Annotated in this window: 11 protein-coding genes; 9 read left to right on the forward strand and 2 right to left on the reverse strand. The window is 65.8% G+C overall.

The window, feature by feature from the left end; translation table 11 throughout:
- The first annotated feature begins 2 nt into the window (after window positions 1–2).
- From QOL57_RS19735 to QOL57_RS19760, 6 genes are all read left to right on the forward strand, one after another.
- The gene (locus tag QOL57_RS19735) at window positions 3–1,286 is read left to right on the forward strand and encodes a TRAP transporter large permease (RefSeq protein WP_089241857.1); all 1,284 of its coding nucleotides are present in this window, start codon (window positions 3–5) and stop codon (window positions 1,284–1,286) included.
- 17 nt (window positions 1,287–1,303) lie between these two features.
- Window positions 1,304–2,893: a family 43 glycosylhydrolase gene (locus tag QOL57_RS19740; protein WP_089241855.1), complete on the forward strand. Its 1,590-nt coding sequence runs from the start codon at window positions 1,304–1,306 to the stop codon at window positions 2,891–2,893.
- 38 nt (window positions 2,894–2,931) lie between these two features.
- On the forward strand, window positions 2,932–3,990 hold the full coding sequence (locus QOL57_RS19745) for a LacI family DNA-binding transcriptional regulator (RefSeq protein ID WP_089241853.1): 1,059 nt from the start codon (window positions 2,932–2,934) through the stop codon (window positions 3,988–3,990).
- A 186-nt stretch (window positions 3,991–4,176) separates the two neighbouring features.
- Window positions 4,177–5,025, forward strand: a complete 849-nt coding sequence (gene kduI, locus QOL57_RS19750; RefSeq protein ID WP_089241851.1) for a 5-dehydro-4-deoxy-D-glucuronate isomerase — start codon at window positions 4,177–4,179, stop codon at window positions 5,023–5,025.
- An 80-nt stretch (window positions 5,026–5,105) separates the two neighbouring features.
- Complete coding sequence (gene kduD, locus QOL57_RS19755) at window positions 5,106–5,861, forward strand: 2-dehydro-3-deoxy-D-gluconate 5-dehydrogenase KduD (RefSeq protein ID WP_089241849.1); 756 nt, start codon at window positions 5,106–5,108, stop codon at window positions 5,859–5,861.
- A 112-nt stretch (window positions 5,862–5,973) separates the two neighbouring features.
- A complete protein-coding gene (locus QOL57_RS19760) occupies window positions 5,974–7,071 on the forward strand; it encodes a GDSL-type esterase/lipase family protein (protein WP_089242042.1) in 1,098 nt (365 codons plus the stop codon).
- Window positions 7,072–7,151: 80 nt separating this feature from the next.
- Here the strand turns inward: QOL57_RS19760 and QOL57_RS19765 are convergent, their stop codons facing one another.
- A complete protein-coding gene (locus QOL57_RS19765; protein WP_089241847.1) occupies window positions 7,152–7,802 on the reverse strand; it encodes a DUF4375 domain-containing protein in 651 nt (216 codons plus the stop codon).
- Between the two features lie 91 nt (window positions 7,803–7,893).
- Window positions 7,894–8,787, reverse strand: a complete 894-nt coding sequence (gene phhA, locus QOL57_RS19770) for a phenylalanine 4-monooxygenase (protein WP_089241845.1) — start codon at window positions 8,785–8,787, stop codon at window positions 7,894–7,896.
- A gap of 125 nt (window positions 8,788–8,912) precedes the next feature.
- Between phhA and QOL57_RS19775 the strand changes: the two genes are divergently transcribed.
- From QOL57_RS19775 to QOL57_RS19785, 3 genes are all read left to right on the forward strand, one after another.
- Entirely contained in the window at window positions 8,913–9,395 is a 483-nt protein-coding gene (locus QOL57_RS19775) for an Lrp/AsnC family transcriptional regulator (protein WP_089241843.1), read from the forward strand.
- A gap of 104 nt (window positions 9,396–9,499) precedes the next feature.
- On the forward strand, window positions 9,500–11,503 hold the full coding sequence (locus QOL57_RS19780; RefSeq protein WP_089241841.1) for a hypothetical protein: 2,004 nt from the start codon (window positions 9,500–9,502) through the stop codon (window positions 11,501–11,503).
- A 338-nt stretch (window positions 11,504–11,841) separates the two neighbouring features.
- The gene (locus QOL57_RS19785) at window positions 11,842–12,453 is read left to right on the forward strand and encodes a hypothetical protein (protein WP_283401541.1); all 612 of its coding nucleotides are present in this window, start codon (window positions 11,842–11,844) and stop codon (window positions 12,451–12,453) included.
- Window positions 12,454–12,507 lie beyond the last annotated feature (54 nt).

Raw genomic sequence — 12,507 nt, forward strand, 5'->3', positions numbered from 1 at the left:
CCATGGGCATCACCATCCTGTTCTCTGTTTTCGCCGCGCTGCTGCTGCTGGGCGTGCCGGTGGCCTACGCGTTGGCTGCTGCTGCGCTGGCCACCCTGCTCTACCTGGACATACCCAGCATCGTGCTGGTCCAGCAGATCTCCGCCGGTACCGGTTCGGCCTCGCTGATCGCCATTCCACTGTTCATCTTCGCCGGCGAGATCATGATGCGCGGCGGCATCTCCGAACGCCTCATCGCGCTGGCTTCGTCGCTGGTGGGGCGCATGCGTGGTGGACTCGGCCAGGTGTCGATCCTGTCCTCGCTGTTCTTCGGTGGTGTGTCCGGCTCGGCCATCGCCGATGTTTCGGCCGTGGGTGGCACGATGATTCCGCAGATGGTCAAGCGCGGCTACGACCGCGACTTCGCGGTGAACGTCAGCATCACCGCCGCGCTGGTGGCGCTGCTGGTGCCGCCATCGCACAACCTGATCCTGTTCTCGGCCGCTGCCGGTGGTGGCCTGTCGATCGCTGACCTGTTCGCCGCAGGCATCGTGCCGGCGCTGCTGATGACCCTGGCATTGATGATCACCGGCTATGTGGTCGCGCGTCGCCGTGGCTATGGCGTGGAAGTGTTCCCGGGCTGGCGCGCGGTGCTGCTGCGCATCGTCTCCGCCCTGCCCGGCCTGGGCTTGGTGGCGCTGATCTTTGTGGGTATCCGCGCCGGTATCTTCACCGCGGTGGAGAGCGCGGCCATCGCCGTCGTCTACGCCCTGCTGGTCACCACCGTGCTGTACCGGCAGCTGCGCTGGCGCGAGTTCTTCGACACCGTCATCCATGCCGCGCGCAGCACCGGCGTGATCCTGTTCGTGATCGCCACTGCGGCGGTGTTCGGCTGGCTGCTGGCCTACCTGCAGGTGCCGGCGGCGGCGGTGGACTTCCTGCAGTCGTTCGCGCACAGCCAGTTCATGGTGCTGCTGATGATCGTGGTGATGCTGTTGCTGCTGGGTACCTTCATGGACCTGGCGCCGATGATCCTGATCTGCACGCCGATCTTCCTGCCGGTGGCCAAGGCCTATGGCATCGACCCGATCCACTTCGGCCTGGTACTGGTGCTGACCGGTGGCCTCGGCCTGGTCACCCCGCCGGTGGGCTCGGTGCTGTTCATCGGCACCGCCATCGGCAAGATCAGCGTCGGCCAGAGCATGCGCACGATCTGGCCGTTCTGGTTTGCCGCGCTGGGCGTGCTGCTGGTCGTCACCTTCTTCCCGTCGCTGTCGCTGTGGCTGCCCGCCGCACTGCGCGCCTGATGAGCGGAGGCGCTCCCATGACACAGACGCTGCACAGCGCTGCTGCAGGCGCCCTGCTCGGCCTGCTGCTGGCCGCGTTGCCCGCATTGGCTGCCGATCCCGCGCCCGCGCAGTGGAAGCGCGGCATCGAGCACCAACGCCAGGCTGACCTCGGCAACGGCACCTTCCTCAACCCGGTGCTGGCCGGTGACAGGCCCGATCCGTCGGTACTGAAGGACGGCGAGGATTACTACCTCACGCTCTCTTCGTTCGACGCCTACCCCGGCCTGCCGATCTGGCACTCGCGCGACCTGGTGAACTGGCAGCCGCTCGGCCACGCGATAACGCAGAACGTGGGCGCGATCTGGGCGCCGGACATCGTCAAGCACCAGGGCCGCTACTTCATCTACTTCCCGGCGCGCACCGGTGAGCGCCGCAGCAACTTCGTGGTCTGGGCCGATGACATCACCGGCCCCTGGAGCGCGCCGATCGACATCGGCCTGGGCGGCTACATCGACCCCGGCCACGCGGTGGGTGAAGACGGCAAGCGCTACCTGTTCCTCAGCGGTGGCGACTACGTGCAGCTGGCCGATGACGGCCTGAGCGTGGCGGGCACGCCGAAGCACGTGTACGACGGCTGGCGCTACCCGGAAAGCTGGGACGTGGAGGCCTACGCCCAGGAAGGGCCGAAGATCCACTTCCGCGATGGCTGGTATTACATGACCACCGCGGTGGGCGGCACCGCCGGCCCGCCGACCGGGCACATGGTGATCACCGCGCGCTCGCGCTCGATCCACGGCCCGTGGGTGAATGCGCCGAACAACCCGATCATGCGCACGCAGTCGGCCGCCGAACCGTGGTGGTCGCGGGGTCACGCCACGGTGATCGAAGGCACCGACGGCCGCTGGTGGATGATGTACCACGGCTATGAGAACGGCTTCTGGACGCTGGGTCGGCAGGCGCTGCTGGAGCCGATCGAGTGGACCGCCGATGGCTGGTTCGTGGCCAAGGGCGGTGACCTCGGGCAGCCGCTGCGCAAGCCATCGGGCAGCGCGCTGACGCCGCATGGCATGGCCCTGTCCGATGATTTCAACGGCCGTGCGCTCGGCTCGCAGTGGGCGTTCTTCAACCCGGCCGTGGATGAATACCGGCGCCTGCGCTTCAGTGGCGACGGGCTGGTGCTGCAGGGCAAGGGCAGCACGCCGCGCGATGCCTCGCCGCTGACCACCATCGCCGGCGACCCGGCCTACCAGTTGGAGGTGCAGATGGAGATCGCCCCCGGCGCGGTGGGCGGTGCCCTGCTGTTCTACAGCGACCGCCTGTACGTGGGCGTGGGCAGCAATGGCGAGCAGTTCGTCATGCACCGCTACGGCGAGGAGCGCCCCATCCGGCTGGCGGCCAGTGCCAAGGGCGGCCGGCTCTGGCTGCGGGTGACCAACAACCGCCACATCGTCACTATCCACTCCAGCGCCGATGGCCAGAGCTGGCAGAAGTATCCGGTTCAGATGGAAGTGTCCGGTTACCATCACAATGTGGCCGGCAAGTTCCTGGCACTGAAACCGGCGCTGTATGCGGCCGGCAACGGTGCGGTAACCTTCCGCAGCTTCCGCTATCGCGCGCTGGACTGAGCGCGCGCTGGAATCCCCAGGCTTATCGGGTTCACTACATGTCAGTGCGCAACAAGAACGATGCCGCTACGCCGGCATTGGCAAAGGGCAAGGCAGCCACGATCAATGACATCGCGCGACTGTCGGGTGTATCCAAGAAAACGGTTTCAAGGATCATCAACAACTCGCCGCTGGTGCGCAAGGACACGCGCGACAAGGTGGAAGCGTTGATGCGCGAGGTCGGTTACACCCCCGACCCGCTGGCCCGTGGCCTGGCCTTCCGCCGCTCGTTCCTGATCGGCATGGTCTACGACAACCCCACCGCGCAGTACATCGTGGACATGCAGTACGGCGCGCTGGATGCGCTGCGTGGCTCCAGCTTCGAACTGGTGGTGCACCCCTGCGACAGCCGCAGCCCGGGTTACATCGACGGCGTGCGCCGCTTCGCCCAGCAGCAGAAGCTGCATGGGGTGATCCTGGTGCCGCGTGCGTCCGAAGACCAGGCGCTGGCGGACATGCTGGACGAGATCGGCTGCCGCTTCACCCGCGTGGCGGCGCTGCCGCTGGATGAAACCTCGCAGATGGTGGTCACCCACGACCGCGATGGTGCTGCCGAAGCGGCCGACTACCTGCTTTCGCTTGGCCACCGCGATATCGCCCTGGTGACCGGCCCGAGTGCCTACCGCTCGGCGCACGAGCGCACCGCCGGCTTCATCGAGGCGCTGTCGCAGCGTGGCATCGAGCTGCCGAAGGATCGCATCATCGAGGCCGGCTACACCTTCGAATCGGGTGTGGCCGCCGCCGAGAAACTGCTGCTGGGCAAGCGCCGGCCGACCGCGATCTTCACCGGCAACGATGAAATGGCCGCCGGTGTCTACAAGGTCGCGCTGCGCGCCGGCATCAACATTCCGCGCCAGCTGTCCATCGTCGGCTACGACGACAGCCCGCTGGCCTCGCGCCTGTGGCCGTCGCTGACCTCGGTGCGCCGGCATACCCGCGACACCGGCCGCACTGCCGCGGCGATGCTGATCCAGCCAGATGGCCAGCCTGCGCTGCAGATCGCCAGCGTGCGTCCGCACCTGATCGTGCGCGATTCCTGCCAACCGCCGGAGGACTGATTCCGAAGGAATCAGTCCTGTAGGTCGCCAGCTTGCTTGCGACACCTTTCAAGAGGTCCCACCCCGCCGAAGCCGCCTGACCGGTATCGTGCGGCGCAAAATGACACCGGTTTCCCGTCTGGCTAGAATCGACCGTGAACCGTGCCGGGGCCGAACCATCGGCCCGCCCCCTGCTCTGGAGAAGCCATGTACTGCAAGACCCATTACGCCACCCATCCCGATGCCATCAAGGGCGCCAGCAACGATCAGCTGCGCGAGCTGTACCTGCTCGATGGCCTGTTCAACGCCGATGCGGTGACCCTGAAGTACACCCACTACGAGCGCTTCGTGCTGGGCGGCGCCGCGCCGGTCAACGGCCCGCTGGCCCTGCCCGCGCAGACCGAACCGGCCTCCGCCGCCGGCCATCCGTTCCTGGAGCGCCGAGAGCTGGGCATCATCAACGTCGGCAGCGGCACCGGTACGGTCACCGTCGATGGCACCGTGTACACGCTGGGGCCGAAGGATGGCCTGTACGTGGCGATGGGCAGCAAGGACGTTGTCTTCGCTTCGCAGGATGCCGCCAACCCGGCGCAGTTCTACCTGGCCTCGACCCCGGCCCATGCGCGCTTTGAAACCAAGCAGCTGTCGATCAAGGACGCGGTTGCACTCGATCGCGGCGCGCTGGAAACCAGCAACGAGCGCACCATCTACCAGTACATCGTGCCGGCCACCTGCCAGTCCTCGCAGCTGCTGCTGGGTCTGACCGTGCTCAAGCCGGGCAGCGTGTGGAACACCATGCCGCCGCACCTGCACGACCGCCGCAGCGAGGTCTACTTCTACTTCGACCTGGGCGACAGCGACCGCGTCTACCACTTCATGGGCGAGCCGGACGCACAGCGCCACATCGTCATCCAGAACAACGAAGCGGTGGTGTCGCCGCCGTGGTCGATCCACATGGGTGCCGGCACCAGCAACTACGCCTTCATCTGGGCGATGGGTGGCGAGAACCTGGATTACACCGACATGCACGTGCTGGACATCTGCCAGCTCAAGTAAGCACTGACAGGCCACCGCGCACGCTGTGCGGTGGTCGCTTGCCTGCATCACGCACGCCTCTACCAAGGAACGCATACGCAATGACCAATCCCTTCAGCCTGGAAGGAAAAGTCGCTCTGGTAACCGGTGGCAATACCGGCCTGGGCCAGGGCATCGCGGTGGCATTGGCTGCCGCCGGCGCCGATGTCGCCGTGGCCGGCATCGCTCCGCCCACCGAAACCATCGAGAAGATCACCGCGCTGGGCCGCAGCTGCCTGGCTATCGAAGCCAACCTGATCAGCATCGAGCCGGTTGAGCGCGTGGTGCGCGAAACCATCGAGGGCCTCGGCAGGCTGGACATCCTGGTCAACAACGCCGGCCTGATCCGCCGTGCCGATGCAGTGGACTTCAGCGAGCAGGACTGGGACGACGTGATGAACGTCAATATCAAGTCCGCCTTCTTCATCTCGCAGGCTGCCGGCCGCCACTTCATCGCCCAGGGTAGCGGCAAGATCATCAACATCGCCTCGATGCTGTCGTTCCAGGGCGGCGTCCGCGTGCCGTCGTACACCGCCAGCAAGAGTGGCATCGCCGGCATCACCCGCTTGCTGGCCAACGAGTGGGCCGGCAAGGGCGTGAACATCAACGCGATCGCGCCGGGCTACATGGCTACCGACAACACTGCCGCGCTGCGCGCCGATGCAGACCGCAACAAGGCGATCCTCGAGCGCATTCCGGCTGGCCGCTGGGGCAACCCGGAAGATCTGGCGGGAGCGGCCGTGTTCCTGGCTTCGTCGGCGTCGGATTACATCAACGGTGCGGTGCTGCCGGTTGATGGCGGCTGGCTGGCGCGGTAACGCGCACGGATCTGTAGAGCCGAGCCCATGCTCGGCTGTCGCGCAGCGCGCGACCTCGTGCACTCTGATCGAAAAGCAGCCGAGCATGGCTCGGCACTACCAGGGCCCGGCCATGTGGAAGCTGTTGTGGCTGCTGTTGCTGTCGAGCACCGCCGCGCATGCGGCGCCGGTGCGGGTGTTCATTGCCGGTGATTCCACCGCTGCCGAATACGGGCCCGAACGCGCGCCGCAGGCCGGCTGGGGCCAGATGCTGCAGAGCTATCTGGACCCGGCGCGTTTCGAAGTGCACAACCACGCAAAGGGCGGACGCAGCACGCGCAGCTTCATCGACGAAGGGCGCCTGGATGCGATTGCCGCCGAACTACGTCGTGGCGATGTGTTGCTGATCCAGTTCGGCCACAACGACGCGAAGTTCGAAGATCCCACGCGCTACACCGACCCGGACAGCGACTATCCACAACTGCTGATGCGTTACGTGCAGGTGGCGCGTGACAAGGGCGCCACGCCGGTGCTGGTCACGCCGGTGGCGCGGTTGCTGTACGACTTCGGTTCACTGCTGGATACGCACGCGCGCTACACGCTGGCGATGCAGCGGCTGGCTGCACGCGAACACGTCGCGCTGATCGACCTCAACGACCGCAGCATGCGCTGGATTCGCGCGCTGGGCGAGCAGGGCGCGCGCCCGTACTTCCTGTTCGTGCCGGAGCAATACAAGGCCGATGGCACGCACTTCAGCACGGCCGGCGCCACTGCGGTGGCGTGCCTGGTGCTGCGCGAAGCGGTGCAGGTGTTGCCGACGCTGCAGCCGGCACTGGTGCGTGACATCGACTGCGATGTGACGGGAACAGGGCAGGGCGCCGATCCTGCACTGCCCTCGCAGGTGGTGCACGAAGACACGCTGGCGCGCGCGCAACCGGGCCCGCACGGCGGCGCCGGGCCGACCACGGCGTATCCGTTCTTCGCCGATGCGCGTGGCCTGCCGTTCGTGCTGCGCAAGCGCGTGCTGCACAAGGGCGCGGGCATCGGTCTGCATCCGCAGCACAAAGATGAGATCTATTACATCGTGAGCGGGCAGGGCAGCTATGTGCTGGATGGAAAGCAGCATGATGTGCGAGCCGGCCATGCGCTGCTGACCCGCACGGGCAGCACGCATGCACTGCAACAGGTGGGCGAAGAGGATCTGGTGGTGCTGCTGGTCTATCCGCGGTAGCTGAAAAGCAGCCGAGCGTGGGCTCGGCTCTACACGGGTCTGCGCTGATCTGTAGAGCCGAGCCCATGCTCGGCTTGGCTCTACAACGGCTCCGGGCCGAAATGCTTCAGGCCCAGCCGGGCAAGATCTTCCGGGCGGGCGTAGTAGTCGTCCTCGAACGCCTCCAGCGCCTGCTGCTCGTCTTCGCTCATCGCGCCGTACAGGTCGGTCAGTTCCTTGATCGCCGGGTCGTCTTCCAGACGATCCAGCAGCCCGCGCATGCCCGCCAGGATCGCGTGCGTCTGTGTTGCGCCCATCGCCTGCAATGCGCGCAGCGCAAGCTGGCAGGTGGGGTCGCCCCAGTTGCACAGGAACTGCATGAAGCCACCGTTGTTGATGTCCGCTTCCATCCGCCACAGCGCGACCAGCTGCTGGTCTTTGTCAGACAGCGCATCCAACTTCCAGGCATGCGTTTGCAGGCGGGCGAGGGCGGCCTCATAGCGGTCATCCCACACCTGGTTCGGAACATCGACCACGCCGCGCTCCTGCGCCGGCAGCAGCGCCGGCCAGTTCACGCCCAGGCCATCGGCGGTGGTGACCCACTGCGCACGTTGTTCGGTATTGGCTTCGAACAGGGCTGGCGCCCAGCGCAATGGCTGCCGGGTGTGGCGGCCATCGGCCAGGGTCAACAGGACGAAGTCGTCGTTGAAGGCAACGTCGGTAACCCGCAGGTCGGTAAACACATCGGTCATGGCCTGCAGGATACCGGAGGCCTGAACCAGGCCCCTTAAACTTCAAAAGCTGCAGATGCTTTTGAAGTTTAGCCGGACCTCTGCTGCCTACTCACACATCCCCACCAACAGCCCAGCCTTCGCCCGTACCAGCCTGGAACACGCGGTCCTCAGCCTGCACATCGCCCGCCGGCAGGTGCGCCTGGTCGGCCAGTGCGGCGTAGATCGGGGTGAAGTCCGGTGACGTCGCCTGCATCAGCTGTTCGAAGCTGTCGATGACGAAGTAGGTCTTCTGGAAGGTGTCGATGCGGTAGCGCGTGCGCATGATCCGCTGCAGGTCGAAACCGATGCGGTTCGGTGCCGCCGATTCCAGCGAGTACAGCGATTCGCCCTTCGACGAGACGATGCCGGCACCGTAGATGCGCATGCCTTCGGGCGTGTCGATCAGGCCGAACTCCACCGTGTACCAGTACAGGCGGGTCAGGTTCTGCAGCGCCTCGGGGCCGATCGCGTGTGCTTTGACGCCACCACGGCCGTACGCCTCCATGTAGTTGGCGAACACCGGGTTCATCAGCAGCGGCACGTGGCCGAACAGATCGTGGAACAGATCCGGTTCGGCGATGTAGTCGATCTGGTCGGGACGGCGGATCCACCAGGTGACCGGGAAACGGCGGTTGGCCAGGTGATCGAAGAAATCCAGTTCCGGCAGCAGGCCTTCCACGCCCACCAGGGTCCAGCCGGTGGCCGCACCGAGCACTTCGTTGAGCTGGTCGAAGCGCGGGATCATGTGCGCGCTCATGCCCATCTCGTCCTGCGCATCCAGGAATTCCTGGCAGGCGCGGCCGACCAGCAGTTCGCGCTGGCGCTGGTACAGCGTGCTCCAGGTGGCGTGGTCGTCGGCGGTATAGGTGTCCCACGGCTGCTCGACGAGCGCGGTGGTGTACACCGGCACGTAGCCCTTGTCGGTCTGCTGATGTTCGACGCGGCGGGGCTGGGCGAGATCCATGGAAGACTCCTTGACGGGATACCCACGATGCTAGGGCAGGGGGCGCGCAACAGGGTTGCAAAAGTTGCGCGATTCAGTGCCCTTGGCGCAATATCATTGCGTACTCACCATGTTGCGGGGCAGCAATGGCTGGAGAAGTCCACTTCGATCGCACGGATATACGCCTGCTGGACGAAATCCAGCGGGATGGGCGCGTCACCAACGCCGAACTGGCGGCCCGGGTGAACCTGTCGCCCTCGGCCTGCCTGCGGCGCATGCAGCGGCTGGAAAGCGAGGGCGTGATCACCGGCTATGGCGCACGGCTGGAGCCGCGCCAGCTGGGGCTGGGACTGCAGGCCTTCGTGCGCGTGCAGCTGGAAAAGCATGATCAGGCCGCGATCGCGCATTTCGTCGACAGCGTGAAAGGCTGGGACGAGGTGGTGGCCTGCCACGCCCTGACCGGCGACATGGACTACCTGCTGCACGTCTATGTGCGCGATCTGGAGCACTTCTCGCGCTTCCTGCTGGACAGGCTGCTCAACGCCGGCGGTGTGGCCGATGCCAATTCCAGCTTCGTGCTGCGCACGGTGAAGGGGTTCCAGGCATTGCCGTTGTCGCAGCTTGAATGAGCGCGGCGCCGGGATGTTTGACGGCGCGCGCGCGCTGGCCGAGCATCGTGCCCCGCGGCGGCCGTCCACATGCAGGCCGCGCAGTGATTCCTTCTGGCTCCGGCATGTCTGATACCCCATCCCCGACGTCTTCCCTGGTGTTCCTTCCGCTGCGTGAGCAGAGCCTGCTGCGGCACCTGACCGAAGGCACGCCGCCGGACACCCCGCTGGAGCAGGCCGGCCTGCTGGTGGCCATGCTGTGCCGCCGGCAGAAGCAACCGGCCGCGCAGCTGCAGCGGTTGCTGCACGATGCCTGTGCGTTGTTCGCTGCGGATGATGGCCATGCTGCGCAGGCGCAGCTGGCGGCCAGCGCTGGACAGGATGCGCGCGCGCTGGAAGCGTGGCTGGGCGTGTTGGCCGCGCAGGACGTGCTGCTGGCACCGGACGAAGTGATGGAGACAGTGCTGGCAGCGTCGCCGCACGCGTATCCCGGCGCGGACTTCCAGGCGGCCTGCAGGATCACCCTGGAAGAGCACACCATCCATTTCCCGGCGACATCGCTGGCCGAAGGCGATGACGAAGACGCCGGCGATGATGAACAGACAATGCATGCGACCCAGCACAACGGCCTGTTCACTTCCGAACAGGCACGCGTGCTGCGTGCGATCGCGGCCAATCCCGATGAGCTGATCGACCTGCAGGCCTACGCCGGCACCGGCAAGGGCCATCTGGTGCTGGCGCTGCTGCACGCCCGCCCGGGCCGCTACACCTATGTGGCGCCTACGCGTGGCCAGGTGGAGGCATTCCGCGCGCGGCTGCCGGCCGACGCCGGCACCCGCCTGCTGACCCAGATCGAGTTCGCCAACACGATCGCCCGCCACGCTGCCGCCAACGGCCTGACCGGCGGCTTCGTACCCACCTACCGGCAGAGCACGCTGACCCTGCGCGAAGCGGCTGCCCGCCTCGGCCTGCCAGCCATCGGCGCGCGCCGGCCGGACCAGGTACTGATGATCGCCCTGGACGCCATCAACCGCTGGTGCGCGTCGTCAGCGCCGAACCTGCAGGCCTGGCATTTCCAGCGTTCGCTGGCCGCAGCGCAGCTGGAAGCCACGCCGTTCATCGCGGCGACGGAGTTCGTGTGGCGCTGCATGTTCGATGCGGTCGTTCAGAAGGGCGGCTGCCTGCGGCTGGATGCCGGGCATATCGGCAAATGGCTGGCGCTGCGTGGCGTGCCGCTGCCTGTGTCGCTGGGCATGGTGCTGGTCGATGAGGCGCACGATCTCAGCCCGGCATGGAAACAGCTGCTGGCCAGCCACGCGCCCGGCGTGGTCAGCCTCGGCGATCCGCATCAGCGGTTGAGCGGACGTGTACAGCGCTGGTCATCGGCGAAAACGCTGGAGATGCACCAGTCCGTGCGCCAGGGACGCCAGGTCGATGCGCTGGTCAACCAGTCGCTGGCGCTGGACGACCTCGGCGAGCCGGCACCGTTCATGGGGGCCAGCGACCGCGCCACCGGCCTGCGCCGCTATGACGACTGGTCGGTGGTACCCAGCACTGGCGCCCGCCTGTACGGCAGCCTGTGGCGGATGCTGTTGGAAGCCAACGCGCTGGTTGCACGCGGCGCGCGCGTGCATCTGCACCCGGGGTCGCGGCAGGCCTTGCTGAAGGAGGTGGACGGCCCGATCGATGCATGGCGCAGCGCCGCCGGTGGTGGCCCCGGGCAACGCTGGGAAAGCTTCGTGCAGGTCTGCGCCAAGCGTGGACAGGCGGACATTCCGGCGCTGTTTGCTGGTGGCTTCGATGCTGCGGCGTTGCAGCGCCTGCTCGGGCAGCTGGTCGATGCGGATGAAGCCAGCATCGTGCTGTGCCTGGCCCAGCATGCCAAGAACCTGCAGTTCGCCACCGTGTCCATGGCGCCGTGCTGCTTCGACAGCGGCCATGATGCACGCGCGCTGCACAGCCCGGTGCGCGCCGCCTATGTGGCAATCACCCGTGCCCAGCAGCAGCTGTGGCTGCCTGGGGACGCGATGGAGCAGTTGCAGCTGAGCGCACAGCGGCATGACCGGGCGGTGGATGAGCGGCGCCGGCAGCGACGCCTGGCCAGCGGCTACCCGTCGCCGCGGCGCTGAGCAAGGTCCCTGTTGCCCTCGGCCCATACAGGAGAAACATCACATCAATGGCGCGATGCATCTCATTGAGTGGAGAGCATGAGGGTGATGCGCTGACCACTTTGGGATATTGAGGGTTTTCCCTACAGCCAAAGATCTGGACCCCTGATGTGGAGCGGGTCACCGCTTTCATAGGTTGACCGGACATTCCTGTTCGGAGAAATGCAGTGAAAACTTACGTCGCCCTTGGCGCGCTTCTTACGTTCAGTGTCCTTCCAGTCTCAGTGAACGCGGAGCCCCAGCAGCGGACACAACTCCAGACGAAGGTCATGGCATGCGGCGCCACCGAATTCACTGCCATGACCAGCAATTCCTCCACTCTGGCCAGCAGGCAGTGTGATGGGAGTTATGTGTATGGAATCGGTGTGTCGGTGAATGAAGCGGTTGAGAACCTCAACGGATTCATGGCGGTAAGGCAGGAAGGGGTTGACTGTAGCGCCAACGCCAGCAGCATTGAATCGGGTGCCTACGGTATCGGTGTGTTCGCCCATTTCACCTGCAATGGATGGCCCATCGCGGGAGTTGGCAACAGCCCTACGTCCGCAGCGCGCAATTCACTTGCTATCGCTGAGGAAATGGCGGCCAACGGCACTCACTGTTCGGCTCCTCTGCAAGGATCCTACTATCCGGAAACCTATGGATTCCGCTTTCGCTACGATTGCGGAAATACACAAACGAACAGCAGCTGGTCGATTAGCGGAATTGGATCGAATATCGACGATGCCAACAGCATCGCGATGCGCGTGATGCGTTATACGGCGTCGACCAAGAGCAGCTGTGCCTTCGATGCTGCCGGAATCAATGGGACGATCCTTAGCGTGACATTGCAATGCCCATCTGCCACGGCAACTGGCTATGGAAGCTCCGTTACCGCTGCTGCAAACGACGCACTTGCCCAGATAGGGGTCTGATTCGCAAGCAGCATTCCTCAGCACTACTCACGAGGGCCCGCGATGGCCCTCGTG

The organism is Stenotrophomonas sp. yr243 (assembly GCF_900184195.1).
In the GTDB taxonomy this organism is placed as follows: Bacteria; Pseudomonadota; Gammaproteobacteria; order Xanthomonadales; family Xanthomonadaceae; genus Stenotrophomonas; species Stenotrophomonas lactitubi.